This is a genomic window from Oerskovia sp. NPDC060287 (assembly GCF_042726775.1).
In the GTDB taxonomy this organism is placed as follows: domain Bacteria; phylum Actinomycetota; class Actinomycetes; order Actinomycetales; family Cellulomonadaceae; genus Oerskovia; species Oerskovia merdavium.
Map to the genome: position 1 here is coordinate 1 of NZ_JBHXBO010000061.1, position 20,431 is coordinate 20,431.

The following is a 20,431-nucleotide window of genomic DNA, read 5'->3' on the forward strand; positions in this document are numbered from 1 at the left end:
CCCCTGGCGCAAGCCAGGGGCCTCGCTGAGTCCCGGGTCCGCCCCTGGCGGCCGGGTGGGCCGCAGTCCTGCGGCACGCCTACGCTCGACCCATGAGCAACCTCGAGACCCGGCCCCGCGAAGAGGTGTGCGCCGCGGGGAGCCACGCTCCGTCGTCGGGCACCTCCGGCACAGCAGCGCGCGTGGAGATCCTCGACCACCGCCAGGTCCCGCTCGGCGGGACCCGCGCCATGGACGTGCGCCGCACCCTGCCGCAGCGCGCACGTTCGCTCGTGGGCGCGTGGTGCTTCCTGGACCACTACGGCCCCGACGACGTCTCGACCTCCGACGGCATGCAGGTGCCCCCGCACCCGCACACGGGCCTGCAGACCGTGAGCTGGCTGTTCGAGGGCGAGATCCTGCACCGCGACTCGGTCGGGTCGCTGCAGACCGTGCGGCCGGGCGAGCTGAACCTCATGACGGCCGGACGGGGCATCTCGCACTCGGAGGAGTCGCCCGCTGGCGTGCGGCCGCCCCTGCTGCACGGCGTGCAGCTGTGGGTCGCGCTGCCGGGGGACCGGCTCGGCGACGAGCCGTTCTTCGAGCACCACGGGAACCTGCCCGTGTGGTCCGGGCCCGGTGGCGAGCGCGTCCAGGTGCTCGTGGGGTCGCTCGACGTGGGCGGCGTCGAGCTGCGGTCGGCCGCGACGGTCTTCACGCCCCTGGTCGGGGCGCAGGTCGACCTGCCCGCGGGGGGATCGGTCCAGGTCGAGGTGGACCCGCGGTTCGAGCACGCGCTGCTCGTCGACACGGGAGACGCGTCGTTCGAGGGCGTCCCCGTGCCCGTGGCCTCGCTCGGCTACGTCGAGCCGGGGTGCTCGACGCTGACCGTCTCTGCGGGCGACAGGCCCGTGCGGGCCGTGCTGATCGGCGGAGAGCCGTTCGCCGAGGAGATCGTCATGTGGTGGAACTTCGTGGGGCGCTCGCACGACGACGTCGCGGCCGCCCGCGCCGACTGGATGGCGCAGGTCGAGGTCGTCCAGGACGACGGGGCGGACGTGCCCGTGCCCGGTGACGGCGGCACGCGGTACGCCCCGGGGGCGTCAGGCCGGCGCTTCGGGGAGGTCGTGGGGTACGACGGCGGGCCGCTGCCCGCCCCCGTGCTGCCGGACATCCGGCTCGTGCCGCGCAGGCGACCTGTCTGAACCGCCCCTCGTGCGTGTCCGTGGGAGCGAGGAGGCCGCCCTCCTCGTCGGGGAAACGCCCCCTCGCCCTGTCGCGTGCCGGACGTGGACCCGGGGGGGCAGGAACCAGTGCCGAGCCGCAGACCTACCGCTTCGTCCCCGGCCTCTCCGACGGGTCCCAGCCGGGCCGCGGCTCACGGGACGCCACGGCGGCGTCGCGCGAGCGGTACACGATGTAGGGCCGGAAGATGTACGGCACCGGAGCCGAGAACGCGTGCACGAGCCGCGTGAAGGGCCACAGGATGAACAGCAGGTTGGCCGCGACGATGTGGAGCTGGAACGCCGCCGGCACGCCCGCCATGAGCTCGGGCTGCGGCTGGAGGTACCAGAGCGAGCGGAACCACGGCGAGATGGTCTCGCGGTAGTCGTACCCGTGGTTCGCGGCGAGGAGCTGGGTCTGGACCGTCGCCCACGTCCCGAGCACGATCGACGCCGCGAGGAACACGTACATGACCTTGTCCATGCGCGTCGTCGCGAGGAAGACCGGGCCCGTGGTCCGTCGGCGGTAGATCAGGATGAGGAGCCCCGCGACCAGCACGAGCGCGGCGAGCGCCCCCATGTACGTCGCGACGAAGTGGTAGGCGCCCTCGCTGATCCCCACGGCCTCGGTCCACGTCTTGGGGATCACGAGCCCCATGAGGTGCCCGAGGATCACGAACAGCAGCCCGAAGTGGAACAGCGGCGACCCGAGGCGCAGCAGCTTCTTCTCGTAGAGCTCGCTCGACCGCGTGGTCCAGCCGAACTTGTCGTAGCGGTACCGCCACACGGACCCGACGACGAACACCGCGAAGGTCACGTAGGGGATGACCACCCACAGCAGGATGCTCCCCGTGCTCGCACCGGTCATCGTCGTACCTCCTCGGACGGCGCCCCCGCGGGGGCGAAGGGTTCGAGCGGCCCCATGGCCGACAGCCCGACCATCTCGGTCGGCGGTCCGGACGTCACGAGCTCGAGGTACCGCCGCTCGGTCTCGGCGTCGAGCGGGGGCAGGGTCAAGCACACGGCCTCGACCACGAGCGCGTACGGGCTGGCCATGGCGGCGAGCGCCGAGCGGAGCACCTCGATGCCCTGGCGGTGCGAGCCGAGCAGGCCCGCGGCGATGCGCTCCTCGTCGCGGGACCGGGCGCGCGCGGAGAACTCGAGGGCCATGGGCAGGTAGTCGGGCAGCTCCTCGCCGTCGACCTCCCACCCGGCCGCGCGGTAGGCCTGCACGAACCGCACGAGCGCCATGCCGCGCTTCCGGGTGTCCCCGGCGGCGTAGTAGGAGAGGTACATCGAGCACTTGCGCTTGAGGTCGAACGTCGCGACGTAGCGCGCCTCGAGCGCGGCGGGCTCACCGGCCTCGAGGTCGTCGAGGAACGCGCCGAGCCGCGCCCGGACCTCGGGAGGAAGCTGCCCGACGACGTCGCGCACCTCGCGCGCGGCGGCGAGCGTCCCGGCGTCGGGGTAGTCGAGCAGGAGCGAGGCGGCCATGTGGGTGGTGCGCCGTTGCGCGGGCGTGGCCCGGACCGGGGCGAGGGGCTCCAGGAGCGGGGTGCGCGCCGTCGGGCGGGGCAGGAACGTCGTCGAGGGCGACTTCGAGAACAGTCCCATCACCGGGCCGCCGTGTCGTCGCCCGAGGTGTCCCGCCCGGGGCCCTCGGCCCCACCGGGCGACCCCGGCGGGAACAGGCCCGCGGGCCGGCCGTTGCCGTCCCAGTTGAGGAGGTTGACGCGCCCCGAGGTCGACGGGCCGTTGGGGGAGTCGGCCGTCTGGCGGGCCTGCAGGACGTGGAAGTTCTCGACCGCGACGGGTACCGGGGTCCCGCTCGACGAGCCGAACGGCCCTGCCCCACCCATGCCACCCATCCCGGGACCGCCGTCGAAGTCGAGCGAGCAGCTGATCTCCTCGAGCTCGCGCGCGATCTCCTGGTGCGCGGTCGGGATCACGTAGCGGTCCTCGTACTTGGCGATCGCGAGCAGGCGGTACATCTCCTGGATCTCGGTGCCCGTCATGCCGACCGCGCGGGCGATGGCCTCGTTGGGCTCCTCGCCCAGGTTGATGTCGCGCATGTAGGAGCGCATCGCGGCCAGCCGGCGCAGCGTGCGCTCGACCGGCACGGTGTCGCCCGCGGTGAACAGTCCCGCGAGGTACTCGAGCGGGATGCGGAGCTTGGAGATCGCCGCGAACAGGGTGCGCGGGTCCTCGCCGTCGTTGCCCGACGACCCGACCACGTCGACCACGGGGGACAGCGGCGGGATGTACCAGACCATGGGCATGGTCCGGTACTCGGGGTGCAGCGGCAGGGCCACACGGTACTTCTGGATGAGGGCCCAGATCGGGGACGCCTGGGCGGCCGCGATCCAGTCCTCGGGGATGCCCTCGGCCCGGGCCGCCGCGACGACCTCGGGGTCGTGCGGGTCCAGGAACACCGAGCGCTGGGACTCGAGGAGCTCGTGCTCGTCCTCGACCGACGCGGCCTCGGTCACGCGGTCGGCGTCGTACAGGACCAGGCCCAGGTAGCGCAGGCGCCCCACGCACGTCTCGGAGCAGACCGTGGGCAGCCCGACCTCGAGGCGCGGGTAGCACAGCGTGCACTTCTCGGCCTTGCCGGTCTTGTGGTTGAAGTAGACCTTCTTGTACGGGCAGCCCGTGACGCACATGCGCCAGCCGCGGCACTGGTCCTGGTCCACCAGGACGATCCCGTCCTCGGCCCGCTTGTACATGGCCCCTGACGGGCACGACGCGACGCACGCCGGGTTGAGGCAGTGCTCGCAGATGCGCGGCAGGTAGAACATGAACGTCTGCTCGAACTCCGAGGCCACGTGCTCGCTCATGTGCTGCAGGATCGGGTCGTCCTGCATGGTCTCCTTGGACCCGCCCAGGTCGTCGTCCCAGTTGGCCGACCACTCGATCTTCATGTCCTCGCCCGTGAGCAGGGACTTGGGCTTGGCGACCGGGGTGTGCGGGCCCTGCGGGGCCGAGAGCAGCATGTCGTACTCGTACGTCCACGGCTCGTAGTACTCGTGGATCGAGGGGAGCTTGGGGTTGGAGAAGATCGTCGCGAGCTTCTTGGCCCGACCACCCGCGCGGAGCTTGAGCTTGCCACGCTTGGTCCGGACCCAACCGCCCTGCCACTTCTCCTGGTCCTGGTAGGTCCGGGGGTAGCCGAGCCCGGGCCGTGTCTCGACGTTGTTGAACCACACGTACTCGACGCCCGTGCGGTTCGTCCACGCCTGCTTGCACGTGACCGAGCACGTGTGGCACCCGATGCACTTGTCGAGGTTCATGACCATCGACATCTGAGCCATCACGCGCACGGTGCCACCTCCTGGTCGGATCGGTACGTCAGCGGTCGGCGACGAGGGCGCAGACGCCGCTGCGGGGCGCCCATCAGTACGTCACGTCCTGCGAGCGGCGACGGATCGTCGTGACCTCGTCACGCTGGTTGCCCGTGGGGCCGAGGTAGTTGAACGCGAAGGCCAGCTGCGCGTAGCCCCCGACGAGGTGGCTGGGCTTGAGCAGCACCCGCGTCAGCGAGTTGTGGATGCCGCCGCGCAGGCCCGAGGTCTCGGCGAGCGGGACGTCGATCGTGCGGTCGGTCGCGTGGTGCATGTACACCGTGCCCTCGGGCATGCGGTGCGAGACCACGGCCCGCGCGACGACCACGCCGTTGCGGTTGTAGGCCTCGATCCACTCGTTGTCGCGGACCCCGATCTTGACGGCGTCGCGCGGCGACATCCAGATGTTCGGCCCGCCGCGCGAGAGCGAGAGCATGAACAGGTTGTCCTGGTACTCCGAGTGGATGGACCACTTGGAGTGCGGGGTCAGGTACCGCACCGCGACCTCGGCCTGACCCTGCGACCCGGGGTACCCGCTCGGGGAGCGGTCGCCGAGCGCCGGGGAGTCGGGGAACAGGCGGTGCATGTCGAGCGGCGGCCGGAACACGGGCAGCTGCTCCCCGAGCTCGGTCATCCAGTCGTGGTCGAGGAAGAAGTGCTGGCGCCCCGTGAGGGTGTGCCACGGCTTGAGCCGCTCGACGTTGATCGCGAACGCCGTGTACCGGCGCCCCCCGTGCTCCGAGCCGGACCACTCGGGAGACGTGATGACCGTCGTCGGGCGGGACTGGACGTCGGGGAACGTGACGCGCTTGCCCTGCTCGTCGCGCGCCAGGTCCGCGAGCTCGACGCCCGTGCGCTTCTCGACGTGCTCGAAGCCCTGGACGGCGAGGCGACCGTTCGTGGTGCCCGACAGCGCGAGGATCATCTCGCACGCGTGCGTGTCCTTGTCGAGCCGCGGGCGACCCGCCGCAGGTCCCGAGGGCACGAGCCCGTTCTTCTGCCCCAGGACCCGCACCTCCTCGCCGGGCGAGAACTGCACGCCCTTGGTGACCATGCCGAGCTTCTCGGTGAGCGGGCCGAGCGAGGCCATGCGGTCCGCGAACGCCGGGTAGTCGCGCTCGACCACGACCAGCTTGGGCATGGTCACGCCCGGGACGAGGGGCCGGGACGCCGACCCTGCGCCCGAGTCGACGATCGTGCCGTGCGGCACCGACATGGCGTCCGGGGTGTCGTGCAGCAGGGGCGCGGCCACGAGGTCCTTGCGCACGCCCAGGTGCTCGACCGAGTACTCGCTGATCTTCTTCGCGATCGTGTGGAAGATGTCGAAGTCGGTACGGGTCTGCCAGGGCGGGCTGATCGCGGGGTTGAACGAGTGCACGAACGGGTGCATGTCGGTCGTGGACAGGTCGTGCTTCTCGTACCAGGTGGCCGCGGGCAGCACGACGTCCGAGAACAGCGTGGTGCTCGTCATGCGGAAGTCGAGCGTCGTGAGCAGGTCGAGCTTGCCGCGCGCGCCCTCCTCGGCCCACTCGATCGACCGTGGCCGCCGCCCCGGCGCCGACTCGTCCGCGAGCACCGCGGAGTCGGTCCCGAGCAGGTGCTTGAGGAAGTACTCGTTGCCCTTGCCCGAGGACCCCAGGATGTTGGCCCGCCACACCGTGACGCAGCGCGGGAAGTTCTCGGGGGCGTCGGGGGCCTCGACCGCGAACCTGAGCGCGCCGCTGCGCAGCTCGGAGACCACGTAGTCCGCGGGCTCGGCCCCGGCCGCCTCGGCCTGGTCCACGAGGTCGAGCGGGTTGCGGTCGAACGTCGGGTAGCTGGGCATCCAGCCGCGCTGCGCGGACTCGACCAGGCAGTCGGCCGTGGTCCGGCCCGCGAACATGCCCGAGCCCAGGGGGGTCGCGAGCGCGTCCGCGGGCAGCCCGTCGTAGCGCCACTGGTCGGTCGCGACGTACCAGAACGCCGTGCCGATCATCTGGCGCGGGGGCCGCGACCAGTCCAGGCCTCCCGCGTACTGGGCCCATCCCGTGACGGGCCGGCACTTCTCCTGCCCGACGTAGTGCGCCCACCCGCCGCCGTTGACGCCCTGGCAGCCCGTCATGGTCGTCAGCGCGAGCATGGCGCGGTAGATCGTGTCGGCGTGGAACCAGTGGTTGGCGCCGGCGCCCATGATGATCATCGAGCGCCCACCGGACTTCTCGGCGTTGTCCGCGAACTCGCGCCCGATCCGTGCTGCCGCCGCCGCGGGGACCCCCGTGAACTGCTCCTGCCATGCGGGGGTGCCGGGGGAGTCCGCGTCGTCGTAGCCCGTGGGCCACTCGCCGGGCAGGTCCAGGTCCTCGCGGTTCACGCCGTACCGGGCCAGCAGCAGGTCGAACACCGTGGTCACCAGGTGCCCGCCCACGCGCCGCACCGGCACGCCGCGCGTGACCGAGCCCGCGCCCCCCGTGTGCATGCCCTCGTCGCCTTGGTCGGGGTCGGGCGAGAGGTCGAAGCGCGGCAGGTCCACGCGCGCGGTCGTGGTGTCGTCATGGCCCGACGGCGCCGCCCCCGTCAGCGGGTCGTGCCCGGTCGTGCGGCCGTCCGCGACCGACAGCAGCGGTTCGACGCCCTCCAGGTCGAGGTTCCACTTCCCCTCGTCGGCCTCGCCGAACCGGTGTCCCAGCGTGCCGTTCGGGATCACGGGCGAGCCGTCGGCGTCGAGCAGGACGGGCTTGAAGGCCGCGTTCGCGGCGCTCGCGGCGCCCGGCAGGACCTCGTCCGCGAGGTCGGCCGCGGTGAGGAACTTGCCCGGGACGTAGGTGACGTCCCCCGCGGGGCGAGCGGCGCCGTCGGGCCCCGACGACGCCGGGCTCGGTGTGAGCGTCACGAGGAACGGAGAGTCCGTGAACCTCGTCAGGTAGTCCACGAACGGGGCGGTGCGACGTTCCACGTGGAACTCGCGCAGGATCACGTGACCCATCGCGAGGGCCAGCGCGCCGTCCGTGCCGGGGTGCACCGCGAGCCACTCGTCCGCGAACTTGGTGTTGTCCGCGTAGTCGGGCGAGACCACGATCACCTTCTGGCCGCGGTAGCGCGCCTCGGCCATGAAGTGCGCGTCGGGGGTGCGGGTCACGGGGATGTTCGAGCCCCACATGATGCAGTACGAGGAGTTCCACCAGTCGGCCGACTCTGGCACGTCGGTCTGGTCGCCGAACACCTGCGGCGAGGCGACCGGGAGGTCCGCGTACCAGTCGTAGAACGACAGCATCGCGCCGCCCAGCATCGAGATGAACCGGGCCCCCACGCCGTGCGAGACCATCGACATCGCCGGGATGGGGGAGAAGCCCGCGATGCGGTCCGGGCCGTAGGCCTTGATCGTGTGGACGTGGGCCGCCGCGACGATCTCCGCGGCCTCGTCCCACGACGCCCGGACCAGGCCGCCCTTGCCGCGCGCCTGCTTGTACGCGCGCGCCGTCTCCGGGTCGCCCGTGACCTCGGCCCACGCCCGCACCGGGTCGCCCGTGCGGGCCTTCGCGTCGCGGAAGGCGCGCAGCAGCACGCCGCGCACGTACGGGTACCGGACCCGCGTCGGCGAGTAGGTGTACCAGCTGAAGGCCGCGCCGCGCGGGCAGCCCCGCGGCTCGTACTCGGGCGAGTCCGGGCCGACCGACGGGTAGTCCGTCTGCTGCGTCTCCCAGGTGATGATGCCGTCCTTGACGTACACCTTCCACGAGCACGAGCCCGTGCAGTTCACGCCGTGCGTCGAGCGCACCACCTTGTCGTGCGACCACCGGTCCCGGTAGAAGACGTCGCCCTCGCGGCCTCCCTGGAGGAACAGCTGGCGCAGGTCCGGTGAGACCTCCCCGCGGCGCAGGTGCTTTCCGAGCCGGAGCAGGGCGTCCTCGCCGCCTCCACCAGGGGACTCAGGGCGTGGGGCGCCCTCGGCGCGGGCGGCGGTGCCCGGGCCTGGGACGGTGGACTGCGACATGCGACCTCCTGGGGCGAGCAGGATCGTGCTTGTACGTTCGTCTGCCTCGCAGTATGCCCAGGTCCGGTCTCTTCTGCCCGGCGAGCGGTGCCCCGTCGCCCCGGGCCGCGCGATTGTCTACGGTGCTCCCATGACCTCGTTCGACGGGCCCTCCGCGGTCTTCCCCCTCGCCCACCTGCCCGTCACCGTCGTCACGGTCTCCGACCGCGGCTCGCGCGGCGAGTCGCCCGACCGCTCGGGCCCGCTCCTGGTCTCGCTCCTGGAGACGGGGGGCTTCGAGCGCGTCACGCTGCGTCTGGTGCCCGACGGCGTCGACTCCGTCCGCGACGCCCTCACCTCGGCGCTGGTCGAGGGGGCGCGCCTCGTGATCACCACGGGCGGGACGGGCATCGGCCCGCGCGACCACACGCCCGAGGGCACGGCCGAGGTCGTCGACCAGGAGCTGCCGGGCGTCGCCGAGGCGATCCGGCGCCGTGGGGCGACCGTGGTGCCGAGCGCGGTGCTCTCGCGCGGGATCGTCGGGACCGCGCCCGCGGCGCACGGGACGCGCGCGCTCGTCGTGAACCTGCCGGGGTCACCGGGCGGGGTCCGCGACGGGTGGACGGTGCTCGAGCCGTTGCTGCCGCACGTGTTCTCGCAGCTCGCGGGCGGGGACCACTAGCCTTCTGCGGCCTCCGCGCCCAGCGGAAGGTGGGTGGCCCTCAGCCGCCCGCGAAGGGGGGCAGGACGTCGACCTGCTGGTCGTCGGCCAGCGCGACGCCGTGGTCCGCCGTCCGCACGCCGCCCACGAGCACCGAGCAGCGGGGCAGCACCTCGGCGAGCGCGGGGTGGCGCGCGGTCATCGCGGCGAAGAGCTCGCCGACCGAGGCGCCCGGGAGCGACTCGGCCTCGAGGCCGGCCGCCTCGGCCGCCCCCGCGAAGTAGCGGACCTGCGGCACGTCACGCCCTCTCGAGCGAGGGGTCGGCGGGGCCCGTCGCGTCGGCGGGGCCGGTCGTGTCGGTGGGCTCGGCAGGTTCGCCGACGACCTCGTCGAGCGTCGCCTCGACGTCCCACGCGAGCGCGAGCTCGGTGGCCCGCTCCATGGCGTCCAGGCCGGGGCGGTCCGCCCCCTCGCCCGCCGAGAGCCCGGCGACGTACCCCGCGATGAAGGTCGTCAGCGGGGCCGCGGGCCTCTCCACGCGGTGCGCGGCATCGCGGGCCAGGTCGAGGATCGCTCCGATGTCCACCGCCTCGCGGTCGAGGTCGAACTCGTCGACGAGGGCGTCCACCCAACGCTCGAGGTTGCTCATGCCATGCCTCCCGATGATCCGTGCAGGTCGTGACTCGGAGTACTGCTCTGCGCGCGACGGTGCGCGTATGACTCCGCATCCTGCCACGTGTCGACGTCGGTGCTCAGGCCGTCCACGTCCTCGACCTCGAGGAGTCGCAGACCTGAGACGAGCCGGCGCACGGGGGCGCCGTGCAGGCCCGACGGCGGGGGCCCGTCCGCCGCCCCCGCGCGATCGCCGTCGGACAGGTCCCCGGCGGACGGTTCGCCGACCGGGACACCCTGCGCGACCCGGACGACCGCTGCGTCGAGCGCCTCGCGCCGGTACAGCCCCACGAGCCACTGGGCACGCCCCTCGGCCGCGAGGTGCACGCCGTCGATCCCGTCGTCGGTCGTGCTGGTCCGCGAGGCGGCGGACGCCCCCGCCACGAGCAGCGGCACGGCCTCCGCGGCGCGCGGGACGTCGCAGGCGAGGAGCAGGACCCAGGGGGCAGCGCCGTCGGGCAGCGCGGCGAGGCCCGCCGCGGCGCCCGCGACGGGACCGCCGAACGGCGGGTCCTCGCGCGTGAGGACGTACGCGTCGGAGGCCAGGTCGTCGGGCCCGACGACGACGGTCGCCCGGGCGTCGCGCGTCGCGGCGAGCACGTGGTCGAGCAGGCGGGCCCCGTCGAGCACGAGCCGTGGCTTGGACGTGCCCAGACGGCTGGCCCGGCCTCCCGCGAGCACGACGGCGTCGAACGCGAAGGCCTCGGACGGCGGGGGAGTGCTCACACCGAGCGCACCCAGTCGCCCGACTTGCCGCCCGTCTTGGCCTGGAGGCGGATGTCGCTCAGCTCGACCGACTTGTCGAGCCCCTTGACCATGTCCACGACCGCGAGCCCCGCGACCGCGACGGCCGTGAGGGCCTCCATCTCGACCCCCGTGCGGTCCGCGGTGCGCACGGTGGCGCTGATCTCGACCCCGTGGTCCTGGACGTCCAGGTCCACGGACGCGCCGTGCACCCCGATGATGTGCGCGAGCGGCAGCAGCTCGGCCGTCTTCTTGGCCCCCTGGATGCCCGCGATGCGCGCGACCGCGAGCACGTCGCCCTTGGGGACCTCGCCCGAGCGCAGGGCCGCGACGATGTGCGGGCCGCACCGGACCACGCCGGTCGCGGTCGCCGAGCGGACGGTGGGCTGCTTGAGGGTGACGTCGACCATGCGGGCGTGGCCGCGCTCGTCGAGGTGGGTGAACTCGCTCATGCGATCACCATGACACGCACGGTGTCACCGGGCCCAACCGCCTCGACCTCGGACGGCACGACCGCGATCGCGTCGGCCCGGGTGAGCGCCGAGACGTGGTGCCCGCCCGGGCCGAGCGGGGCGACACCGCGCGCACCGACGAACCGGACCGGCAGGAACTGCTGGCGCCCCGTGGGCGAGCGCCAGCCCTCCGCGGCGACGCGCTCGACGAGCGGCTCGGCGGGGTCGGGGTGGCCCGCGAGGCGCCGCACCGCGGGCCGCACGAACGCCTGGAACGACACGTACGCGCTCACGGGGTTGCCGGGCAGCCCGAGCAGCGGGGTCCCGCGCCAGCGTGCCGCGGCCTGCGGCTTGCCGGGCTGCATGCCGACCGTGACCAGCAGGACGTCCGAGGGGCCCGCCGCGGGCAGCGCCGCGTCCTGCGGGCCGCTCAGGACGTCCTTGACCACGTCGAACGCGCCCGCGCTGACCCCGCCCGAGGTGACGATCAGGTCGACATGGGGAGCGACGTCGTCGAGCACCGCGCGCAGCGCCTCGGCCGTGTCGGGGACCGCGCCCACGCGCACCGGGACGCCCCCCGCGTCGCGCACGCACGCCGCGAGCAGGAGCGAGTTCGAGTCGGGGATCTGGCCGGGCCCGGGAGCCGTCCCGACCGGGACCAGCTCGCTGCCCGTCGACAGCACCGCGACGCGCGGGACGCGGTGCACGGGCAGCGTCGCGTGGCCCGCCGAGGCGGCCGCGGAGACGAGCCGCGCGGTCGTCGGGGCGCCCGCAGCGGCGACGAGGTCGCCCACCGCGACGTCCTCGGCCCGGTACCGGATGTTGGGGCGCGAGGGCGCGTCGACCTGGATCGTCGCGTCGAGGGGCGCTCCGGCGACGAACCGTCGCGTCGAGGTCCGCTCCACGGGCACGACGGCGTCGCACCACTCCGGCACGGGCGCACCCGTCATGATGCGGGTAGCCTCCCCGGGGCCGTGGGTCGAGCCCGCCGGGAGAGCGTCGGGGGAGCCGGGAGAGGTCGGGGCCGCGGCGATGTCGCCCACGACCCGCAGGGTCACGGGGGACGCGGCGCTCGCGGTCGTGAGGTCCGTGCTCCGGACCGCGTACCCGTCCATCGCGGACGCGTCGAAGCGGGGGACGTCGAGGAGGGACCGGACGTCCTGGGCGAGCACGCGAAGCGCCGGCGCCCCGGTCGCGAGCTCGTCGAGACCGACCTGCTCGGTGGCCAGCGGCGAGACCAGGGTCAGGACGTGGTCACGGTACTGCTCGACCGTGTGCGCGGTCCGGGCCGCCGACACGCCCGCCCCACCCGGTCCGTCGTCGGGATGTGCCCGGTCCCGAGCTCCGTGGGCTTCGGTCAGATCGTCGGAGGCGCGCGGGTCCATGGGGACACCGTAGGCCGACGGGGCGGGCGAGGGGCTGGTCGGTGCAGCGCGGCGGACGTGGACCGTCCGCGGAGCGGGCCCTGCGGAGCGCAGAGGAGCCCCGGTCGTCCGGGGAGAGGCGTGCCGGAACCCCTCGTCAGCCGCGCGTGCCGCGCCGCACGGGGCCCAGCGTGAAGAGCAGCGTCAGGAGCGCGGTCACGGCGAGCGCCGCGAAGCCCAGGCCGTACGTCCCGTTCGCCTGGTAGACCGCACCCATGATGAGCGGCGGGATGAACCCTCCCAGGCCACCCGCGGCCCCCACGAGTCCTGTGACCGCACCGACCTTGTCCTGCGGGGCGACCTTGGCCACGAGCTCGAACGTCGCGCCCGACGACGCGCCGAGACCCACGGCGAGGCCCAGGAACGCGATGGTCCCGAGGGGCACGAGGTCCGGCTGGAACGCGACCACCGCCGCCAGGACCGTGACGATCGCGAAGCACACGACCGACACGGGGATGCCGCCGAACCTGTCGGAGAGGGTCCCGCCGATCGGCCGGCACGCGACCGCGAGGACGACGAACCCGGCCGTGCGCGCCGCGGCGTCGGCAGCCGTGAGGTCGTACGCGTTGACCAGGAACGTCGGCAGGTAGACGCTGAACGCCACGAACCCACCGAAGCCCACGGCGTACAGCCACGAGAGCTGGAGCGTCGCAGGCAGCTTGAACGTGGCCCACGTGCGTGCCAGGAAGTTCCCGTGCGCGGCGGGCCTGCGGTTCGGGGAGTCACGCACGAGCAACCACGACACGACCGCGTACACCGCCAGGACGCACGCCACGAGGACGAACGGCGCCTCCTCGCCGTACGCGTCGGTGATCCGCACGGTCGTGAACGCCGAGATCGCCGTCCCGCCCATCCCGATCCCGAAGATCCCGAGCGCGGTCCCCCGCCGCGCGGGCGGGTACCACGCGTTGACGAACGGCACCCCGACCGCGAACGCGGTACCGCCCAGCCCCAGGAAGAACCCACCCAGGATGAGCAGCGGATAGGTGTCCGCGACGAACCCGATGAACAGCACCGGGACGATCGTCGCGGCACTGACCAGCGGGAACATGATCCTGGCCCCGAACCGGTCGGTGAGGGCCCCGACCGGGATACGGCCGAGCGACCCCACGACCACCGGTACCGCGACGAGCACCGACTGCTGCACGGCCGACAGGCCGAGCGCCTTGCTGTACGCACCGCCGAGCGGGCTGATCAGCGCCCACGCCCAGAAGTTCACCGCGAACCCGATCGTCGCGAGGACGAGCATCAAGGTCGCCGAGCTGCCCGACCCGGACGTCGTCGGCGAGGGCGTCGAGGCCTGCCCGGCTCCGGCCGGTGCGGGACTCTCGCCCTGCCCGGCTCCTGGTGACGCCGGGGGTGTGGCTGCTTCGTCGTGGTGCGTCACTGTGACTCCCGGGGTTCGGTCGCCCGTCCTTGGACGAATCGGTGGAGCTCGAGATTCCCGCGCGACCCACGCTAGCCGCGAGGGTGGCGTGTCGCGCGGGCTGGCGGAGGCGCCGTCGGGCCCTACGGTGGTCTTCCGAGCCGTGACGCGGCGCCTCCCGGGGAGCCTGCTCCCGGCGCGCCGCACCCATGGCACCCACCCGACCCGGACCCACGAGAGCCCCCCATGACGCTGCTGTTCCTCGGTGTGATCCTCATCAACGTCTTCGCGTTCACGCTCGTCCTGGTGCGCGCCCCGCTGTTCCGCACCGAGGTCTACCGGCCCATGCTGCTCAACATCGGGCTGTCGGTGCTGCCGGTGTTCGTGCTGACGTTCTGGATCATCGGTGACCTGACGCTCAGCGCGGCCGGGGCGCCGCTGTGGCTCGTCACGACCGTCGCGGCGGCCGGGCTCGTGGTCTGGCTGCTGCTCCTGCCCAACGCCGGGTACCTGGTGACCGAGCTCAACTTCAGCCACCGCAAGGACGGCGAGGACGTGCCGCTCTGGTACGACATCGTCGCGGTCCTGACCCTCGCCATGTCCGGGGTCCTCAACACCGTGGTCAACATCTTCCTGGTGCAGATGTTCTACGCCGTGCTGCGCTACCCCGACGACCTCAAGCCGTTCCAGCGGACGGCGTCCTGGCTCGTGGTCGCCGTGATCCTCGTGCTGGTCTCGTTCGGCATCTACCTGGGCAGGTACATCCGCTTCAACAGCTGGGACCTGATGCACCCGGTCGGGTTCCTCCAGAAGTTCGTCCGCTACTTCCGCACCCCGGGCAAGGTGCGCGACGCGCTGCTGTTCAGCGGTCTCTACACGGTGTTCTTCGCGCTCATCTACCTGGTCGTGATCGGGTCGCTGCTCGAGACGATCACGGCTGCGACGGGGTGACGGAAGGTCCGTCCTGTGGGGGTCTGGTGCTTTCCTCCCGATAGACCCTATGCTCACGTGCTGTGACAGCCCCCGAGTACATCGAGATCACCCGCCGACGCATGGTCGAGGACGGATGCGAGGTGGGATGGGACCAGGTGGGTCCTGTGCAGGCCATGGTCGGCTACCGGGCGAAGTTCGTCCCTGCCGCGATGTCCCGCACCCACGTCGTCACCGCAGTCGCTCACTTCACGCCGTCCGCGCTGGACGTCGACCTCTACACACGGGACGTCTCGACGTTCGCCAAGCGGCGCAGCAGCTCGCTGCGCGGCATGCAGTCAGGGGTCGGTGCGTTCGCGGTGATCGTCGCCGACGGCGTCACGCCCGAGCTCGTCGCCGCCGCGACGGTGAAGCCGCGCCTCGAGTTCGCCGTGATCGTCCAGCCCGTCCTCGTGGACCTCTCGGCGCGCGAGATCCACACGTTCCGGGGGCGCCGGTTCATCGGCGCGGCGCTCAACGGCTTCCTGCGGCGCACGCTCGACGCGCAGATCCAGGCGCCCGTCTGACGGTCCGAGGCTCCTGGCTCGCGTCGCTGCGCCGCGTGCCTGTGCGGCGGCCGGCTCAGCGCGGCGGCTCGTTGCCGGGCTTGGGCGGTGAGTACGGCGCCGGACCCGTGTAGCGCTCGCCCGGGCTCCGGGTCAGCGCGCGCACGGTGAAGGCGGCCGCGACGAAGCCCGCGCCCAGGTAGGGGAGCACCGACACGAGGGACGAGACCGGCAGGAGGATCGTCTGGAAGATCGCGGCGCCCGACGAGTAGTAGAGCTCGGAGGCGAGCCGCGGCAGCGCGACGTTCCCCACGGCGCCGGCGACGATCATTCCCGCACCCCACCAGAGGAGTGCGGTGGCGCTGAGCTTCGGGGGCATGGGCGGTCCTCTCGACGGGCTGGCCCCGGCGGCATCGCCAGGACGGGTCCGGGGACGCCTCGACACCGAGGCGGGGTCACCGGTCCGTGGACACTATCGGACGAGGTGCCTCGCCGACGGGCGTGGCCCGCGCGTCGCCGTGGGGCGGTCCTCCGCGTCACCGACGGGCGTGAAGCCCGCGCGGCGGGGGAGGGGCGTCAGGCCGACGGCGGCGCGACCGAACCGCGGATGACCAGGTGGAGCGGCAGGACCGTCCGAGCGGGCTCGAAGCCCGTGGCGGCCCCACCGTTCCCGGCCGACTCCTGCGCCTCCCGGCGGGCCATGGCCCGTTCGAGCGCGTCGACCGCGGAGAGCGCGAGCGCCGCGACGGGCTGCTCGAGGGTCGTGAGCTGGGGGCGCAGCCACTGACCGATGCGGATACCGTCGCAGCCCACGACCGACAGGTCCTCGGGGATGCGGATGCCGTGGAGCTCGGCCGCGCCGAGCATGCCGACGGCCACGATGTCGCTGCCGACGAACACCGCGGTGGGCGCGCTGCCCGGTCGGGTGAGGTAGGGGAACGTCGAGGCGCCGAACTGCTCGGTGTACGGGCCGTGCCGGATCAGGTCGGGGTCGGCCGTCAGCCCGGCGTCGGCCAGGGCGTCGAGGTAGCCGCGCTTGCGTTCCTGGGTCGTCGAGAGCTCGGACGGGCCCGCGACGTGCGCGATGCGGCGGTGCCCCTGCTGGATGAGGTAGCTCGTGGCCTGGTACGCGCCGCCGTAGTTGTCGACCGTGACGGTGTCGACCGCGAGGTCCAGGTCGATCTCCTCGTCGATCACGACCACGGGCAGGCCGTCCGCGACCGCGCGGGCCAGGCGCTCGTCGGTGCGGCTCATCCCGAGGTAGATGAGGCCACCCAGGACGTCGGTCCCGCCGATGAGCGGGCTGAGGCCGCCGTTGCGCTCGCCGTGCTTGCCCGAGACCGCGACGACCAGGGGGATCTGCCGCGATGCCGCGAGGTCCGCGCACTCCTCGGCGAGCGTCGTGAAGAACGGGTTGGTGAAGTCGGGGACGACCAGGGCGACGACGCCCGTCCCGCGCGCGGCCGAACCCGGCGCGGACGTCCCTGCGCGCGAGCCGCGCGCGACACGTCCCGTCGAGCCCGTGCGGTAGTCGAGCGCCGCCACCGCGGCATCGATACGTGCTGCGGTCTCGGGCTGGACGTTGAGCTGGCCGCGCAGGTAGCGCGAGGCGGTCGAGGTCGAGACCCCCGCGTGTTGCGCAACTTGCGTCAACGTCATGGCTGCTGCCCCTCTGCTCGTGCGCCCGGCCGTCGGATGCCCCCAGAGCCTATCGCTGCGCTGGTGGCAGCCACGTCCTGTGTCCGCCGGAACCCCGGGATCGTGCCGATCCTGCAGGCACCTGCCGTGCGTGGCACCGCCCGGCCCACGGCCTCGGTTGACACCAGCCTGACGCACACCTAGGTTGTTGCGCAACAGCAACACAACATTGCGCAACGTCGCCGATGTGCGACGTGGCCCGAACCGTCTTTGAGGAGAACCGCATGAGCCGCGTGCTGCTTGCCGGAGAGTCGTGGATCAATGCCGCGACGGACTACAAGGGCTACGACGCCTTCCCGCACGCCCAGCTGGAGATCGGCTGCGCCAAGCTCCTCGAGGCGCTCGCCGCCGAGGGCCACGAGGTCACCCACCTGCCCTCGCACCTCGTCGCGACCGACTTCCCGTCGACCCTCGAGGAGCTCGACGCCTACGACGTCGTCCTGCTCTCGGACATCGGCGCCAACACCCTGCTGCTTCCCCCCGTCGTGTTCTCCGAGGGGCGTCCCTTCCCGAACCGCATCAAGCTCCTCGCCGAGTGGGTGCGTCGCGGCGGCGGCCTCATGATGGCCGGTGGCTACCTCAGCTTCCAGGGCTTCCAGGCCAAGGCCAACTACCACGGCACCGCGGTCGAGGCCGTGCTGCCCGTCGAGATCCTCCCGTACGACGACCGCGAGGAGACCCCCGAGGGCATCGGCGGCGTCCTGACCGACGTCGAGCACCCCGTGACCGCGGGCCTCGACGCCGAGTGGCCCATCCTGCTCGGCTACCAGAAGCTCACCGCCAAGGCCGACGCGACCGTCCTCGCCACGATCGAGGGGCGCCCCCTCGTCGCCGTGCGCACCGAGGGCGAGGGCCGCACGCTGGCCTTCGCGTCCGACATCTCCCCGCACTGGGCCCCGCGCGAGTTCATGGAGTGGTCCGGCTACGCGAAGCTCTTCGGCCAGGCCGTGACCTGGCTCGCGGGCTGATGAGCGCCGACCACGGGAGCGGGGGCGCCCCCGCCCATGCCCCCGAGATCACGGTCGTCGGCAGCCTCAACATGGACGTCCGGCTGACCGTCGACCGGATCCCGCGCTCGGGCGAGACCATCAGCGCGACCGGCCTCAAGCGCTCGCCGGGCGGCAAGGGGGCCAACCAGGCCGTCGCCGCCGCGCGGCTCGGCCGCCGCGTCGCGATGGTCGGGGCCGTCGGGGACGACGACGCGGGCCGTGAGATCACGGCCCGGCTCGTGGCCGAGGGGCTCGACGTCACGTCGGTCGCCTCGTCCGAGCAGCCCACCGGCACGGCCGTGATCCTCTGGGAGCAGCCCGAGTCGACCATCGTCATCGAGGCAGGTGCCAACGGCGACGTCGACGAGTCGTTCGTCGACTCACGGGACTCCGCGGTGCGCGCCGTCACCGACGCGCAGGTCGTGCTGTGCCAGTGCGAGACGCCGCTCGGCTCGCTCGCAGCGGTCACGCGCCTCGCGACCGGGACGACCATCCTCAACCCGGCCCCCGCGGTCCCGGTCCCGGCCGAGATCCGCGACCGGTTCGACGTCCTGGTCCCCAACCGGTTCGAGCTCGCGACCCTCGCAGGAGCCGGCGAGGCCCCGGCGTCGCTCGCGGACGTCGTGGCCATGGTGCGCGGGCTCGCGTTCCCGGGTGACGTCGTCGTGACCCTCGGGGCCGACGGCTCGGTCGTCGTCCCCCGCGACGGGCTCCCGACGCCCGTGCCCGCGGTACGCGTCGACGCGATCGACACCACGGCCGCGGGCGACAGCTTCTGCGCTGCCCTCGCCGACGGCCTGCTGCGCGGCGAGGACCTCGTCGGGGCAGCCCGCTGGGCGGCCCGCGTCGCGGCCGTCACGACCACTCGCGACGGGGCGATCGAGTCCCTGCCGCTCGCCCACGAGGTCCCTGCCGCACGACCGGAGGACTCCGCACCGGAGCAGTGACCCGCCCGGCACAGCACGACCCGCACGACCCCCCACCCAGCCCGACCACTCAGCGTCGACCCAGGGCTGGCCGTTCGATCGGTCCACCGATCCGACGTACCGTCGAAAGATGAAAGGCACGGCCAAGCAATGAAGCACACCACGCCGGAGACCACCGGCTCCCGCCCGGGAGGCGTCCAGACGGTCGACCCGACACCCCAGCGCAGCAAGGTCAAGAGCACCGCGACCGCGCTCCTCGTCCTCGCGACCGTCCTGGCCGGAGCCCTGGGCCCCATGCAGGCGGCCGTCAACGGGCAGCTGGGCAAGACGATCGGCGACGGCCACGCGGCCGCCCTCATCTCGTTCGGCACGGGCCTGGTCCTGATGTTCGTCATCGTGTTCGCGCGTCCCGTGACGCGTCGCGAGGCGCTCGCGATCCCGCGCCTCATCAAGGGCCGCACCATCCCGTGGTGGAACTTCCTCGCGGGCCTGTGCGGGGCCGTCATCGTCCTGTCCGAGGGCGTGACGGTCGGCGTCCTGGGCGTCGCGACGTTCCAGATCTCGCTCATCTCGGGTCTCGTGATCTCGGGCGTGATCTGCGACCGCCTGGGCGTCACGGCCTCGGTCAAGCAGCCGCTCACGTTCTTCCGCCTCGCCGGCGCGGTCCTCGCGATCGTCGCGACGGTCATCGTCATCTCGCCGAACTTCTCGGCCCCGCACACCATCGCCCTCGCGATCATGCCGTTCGTCGGCGGTCTCCTCGCCGGCTGGCAGCCCGCGGGCAACGCGGCCGTCGCCGACGCCACGGGCTCGATGCTCGTCTCGATCGGCTGGAACTTCCTGGTCGGTTTCACGGCCCTCGGCATCGCCTACGCGATCCGCGCCATGACCTCGGGCGTCGACTTCCAGCTCCCCGGCTCGTGGTGGATGTACCTGGGCGGCCCGCTCGGCCTTCTCTCGATCGCCCTCATGGCCCTCCTGGTCCGCGGGCTGGGGCTGCTGCTCCTGGGGCTCGCGTCCACCGCGGGTCAGCTCGTCGGCTCGCTCCTCATCGACGCTGCGATCCCGTCGCTCGGCCACACGATCTACGCCGCCACGATCATCGGCACCGTGATCGCGCTGATCGCCGCGGTGATCGGCATGATCCCGTCGGGGAAGTCGCCGGAGGCGACAGCCGACACCGCCGTGGCCGCCGCCGTCGGCGGTGGTGAAGCAGGAGAGGTGAGCCCGCGATGAACGTCACGCCGGCAGGGTTCGTCCAGACGGTCACCGGACCCGTCGCCGCACAGGACCTGGGGCTGACCCTGCCCCACGAGCACCTGTTCAACGACCTCTCCGGTGTGCTCGACGCGCCGAGCTACGAGTTCTCCCAGGCCGTGGTCCGCGAGCCGGTGTCCGCCTCGGTCGCCTGGGCGCTGCGCCAGGACCCGTACTGCTGCGCCGACAACATCGCCGACAAGCCGGTCGCGGCCGTCGAGGCCGAGATCCGCAGCTTCGCGGCCCTCGGTGGGCGGACGGTCGTGGACGCGAC

The 20,431-nt window shown here is 72.8% G+C and carries 19 protein-coding genes and 1 pseudogene; 8 read left to right on the forward strand and 12 right to left on the reverse strand.

Annotated elements, in window-relative coordinates:
- Positions 1-92 precede the first annotated feature (92 nt).
- The gene (locus ACFWFR_RS07690) at positions 93-1,184 is read left to right on the forward strand and encodes a pirin family protein (RefSeq protein WP_377622188.1); all 1,092 of its coding nucleotides are present in this window, start codon (positions 93-95) and stop codon (positions 1,182-1,184) included.
- A 124-nt stretch (positions 1,185-1,308) separates the two neighbouring features.
- On the opposite strand, the gene narI is transcribed toward ACFWFR_RS07690, so the two are convergent.
- The 4 genes from narI to ACFWFR_RS07710 all read right to left on the reverse strand — a co-directional run bounded on the left by narI (position 1,309) and on the right by ACFWFR_RS07710 (position 8,513).
- The gene (gene narI / locus ACFWFR_RS07695) at positions 1,309-2,070 is read right to left on the reverse strand and encodes a respiratory nitrate reductase subunit gamma (protein WP_377622190.1); all 762 of its coding nucleotides are present in this window, start codon (positions 2,068-2,070) and stop codon (positions 1,309-1,311) included.
- Positions 2,067-2,816: a nitrate reductase molybdenum cofactor assembly chaperone gene (narJ, locus tag ACFWFR_RS07700; RefSeq protein ID WP_377622191.1), complete on the reverse strand. Its 750-nt coding sequence runs from the start codon at positions 2,814-2,816 to the stop codon at positions 2,067-2,069. Before narJ ends, narI begins: the two co-directional genes overlap by 4 nt.
- Entirely contained in the window at positions 2,816-4,522 is a 1,707-nt protein-coding gene (gene narH, locus ACFWFR_RS07705; RefSeq protein WP_191802726.1) for a nitrate reductase subunit beta, read from the reverse strand. The genes narJ and narH overlap by 1 nt, the downstream gene beginning before the upstream one ends.
- Positions 4,523-4,595: 73 nt before the next feature.
- A complete protein-coding gene (locus ACFWFR_RS07710) occupies positions 4,596-8,513 on the reverse strand; it encodes a nitrate reductase subunit alpha (protein WP_377622193.1) in 3,918 nt (1,305 codons plus the stop codon).
- A 130-nt stretch (positions 8,514-8,643) separates the two neighbouring features.
- Here ACFWFR_RS07710 and ACFWFR_RS07715 point away from each other — a divergent pair, with 130 nt between their 5' ends.
- On the forward strand, positions 8,644-9,174 hold the full coding sequence (locus ACFWFR_RS07715) for a molybdenum cofactor biosynthesis protein B (RefSeq protein ID WP_191802730.1): 531 nt from the start codon (positions 8,644-8,646) through the stop codon (positions 9,172-9,174).
- A 40-nt stretch (positions 9,175-9,214) separates the two neighbouring features.
- On the opposite strand, the gene ACFWFR_RS07720 is transcribed toward ACFWFR_RS07715, so the two are convergent.
- The 6 genes from ACFWFR_RS07720 to ACFWFR_RS07745 all read right to left on the reverse strand — a co-directional run bounded on the left by ACFWFR_RS07720 (position 9,215) and on the right by ACFWFR_RS07745 (position 13,833).
- Positions 9,215-9,451 carry a MoaD/ThiS family protein gene (locus ACFWFR_RS07720; RefSeq protein WP_191802732.1) on the reverse strand — a complete coding sequence of 79 codons (237 nt, stop codon included), beginning with the start codon at positions 9,449-9,451 and terminating at the stop codon, positions 9,215-9,217.
- Between the two features lies 1 nt (position 9,452).
- Positions 9,453-9,803 (reverse strand): DUF6457 domain-containing protein, encoded by a 351-nt coding sequence (locus ACFWFR_RS07725; protein WP_377622195.1) that lies wholly within the window; start codon positions 9,801-9,803, stop codon positions 9,453-9,455.
- A complete protein-coding gene (locus ACFWFR_RS07730; protein ID WP_377622197.1) occupies positions 9,800-10,552 on the reverse strand; it encodes a molybdenum cofactor guanylyltransferase in 753 nt (250 codons plus the stop codon). The genes ACFWFR_RS07725 and ACFWFR_RS07730 overlap by 4 nt, the downstream gene beginning before the upstream one ends.
- Positions 10,549-11,022, reverse strand: a complete 474-nt coding sequence (gene moaC, locus ACFWFR_RS07735) for a cyclic pyranopterin monophosphate synthase MoaC (RefSeq protein WP_191802736.1) — start codon at positions 11,020-11,022, stop codon at positions 10,549-10,551. Before moaC ends, ACFWFR_RS07730 begins: the two co-directional genes overlap by 4 nt.
- Positions 11,019-12,407, reverse strand: a complete 1,389-nt coding sequence (glp, locus tag ACFWFR_RS07740; RefSeq protein WP_377622198.1) for a gephyrin-like molybdotransferase Glp — start codon at positions 12,405-12,407, stop codon at positions 11,019-11,021. The genes moaC and glp overlap by 4 nt, the downstream gene beginning before the upstream one ends.
- A 136-nt stretch (positions 12,408-12,543) precedes the next feature.
- Positions 12,544-13,833: a nitrate/nitrite transporter gene (locus ACFWFR_RS07745; protein WP_377622200.1), complete on the reverse strand. Its 1,290-nt coding sequence runs from the start codon at positions 13,831-13,833 to the stop codon at positions 12,544-12,546.
- A 225-nt stretch (positions 13,834-14,058) separates the two neighbouring features.
- On the opposite strand from ACFWFR_RS07745, the gene ACFWFR_RS07750 reads away from it, so the two are divergent.
- Both ACFWFR_RS07750 and ACFWFR_RS07755 read left to right on the forward strand, forming a co-directional pair.
- Positions 14,059-14,763 (forward strand): DUF1361 domain-containing protein, encoded by a 705-nt coding sequence (locus tag ACFWFR_RS07750; protein WP_377622202.1) that lies wholly within the window; start codon positions 14,059-14,061, stop codon positions 14,761-14,763.
- Positions 14,764-14,825: 62 nt separating this feature from the next.
- Positions 14,826-15,308 carry a hypothetical protein gene (locus ACFWFR_RS07755; protein WP_191802744.1) on the forward strand — a complete coding sequence of 161 codons (483 nt, stop codon included), beginning with the start codon at positions 14,826-14,828 and terminating at the stop codon, positions 15,306-15,308.
- A 55-nt stretch (positions 15,309-15,363) separates the two neighbouring features.
- On the opposite strand, the gene ACFWFR_RS07760 is transcribed toward ACFWFR_RS07755, so the two are convergent.
- Together ACFWFR_RS07760 and ACFWFR_RS07765 are read right to left on the reverse strand one after the other, a co-directional pair.
- The gene (locus ACFWFR_RS07760; protein WP_191802746.1) at positions 15,364-15,666 is read right to left on the reverse strand and encodes a hypothetical protein; all 303 of its coding nucleotides are present in this window, start codon (positions 15,664-15,666) and stop codon (positions 15,364-15,366) included.
- Between the two features lie 197 nt (positions 15,667-15,863).
- Positions 15,864-17,150 (reverse strand): LacI family DNA-binding transcriptional regulator, encoded by a 1,287-nt coding sequence (locus ACFWFR_RS07765; protein WP_377622204.1) that lies wholly within the window; start codon positions 17,148-17,150, stop codon positions 15,864-15,866.
- Between the two features lie 59 nt (positions 17,151-17,209).
- Between ACFWFR_RS07765 and ACFWFR_RS07770 the strand changes: the two genes are divergently transcribed.
- The 4 genes and pseudogenes from ACFWFR_RS07770 to ACFWFR_RS07785 all read left to right on the forward strand — a co-directional run.
- Complete coding sequence (locus tag ACFWFR_RS07770; protein WP_191802751.1) at positions 17,210-17,953, forward strand: glutamine amidotransferase; 744 nt, start codon at positions 17,210-17,212, stop codon at positions 17,951-17,953.
- Positions 17,953-18,921: a ribokinase gene (locus ACFWFR_RS07775; protein ID WP_377622206.1), complete on the forward strand. Its 969-nt coding sequence runs from the start codon at positions 17,953-17,955 to the stop codon at positions 18,919-18,921. Before ACFWFR_RS07770 ends, ACFWFR_RS07775 begins: the two co-directional genes overlap by 1 nt.
- 129 nt (positions 18,922-19,050) lie before the next feature.
- Complete coding sequence (locus ACFWFR_RS07780) at positions 19,051-20,136, forward strand: DMT family transporter (protein ID WP_377615235.1); 1,086 nt, start codon at positions 19,051-19,053, stop codon at positions 20,134-20,136.
- Positions 20,133-20,431, forward strand: a pseudogene (locus ACFWFR_RS07785) (phosphotriesterase-related protein); the annotation flags it as partial. The gene ACFWFR_RS07780 and the pseudogene ACFWFR_RS07785, both read left to right, overlap by 4 nt.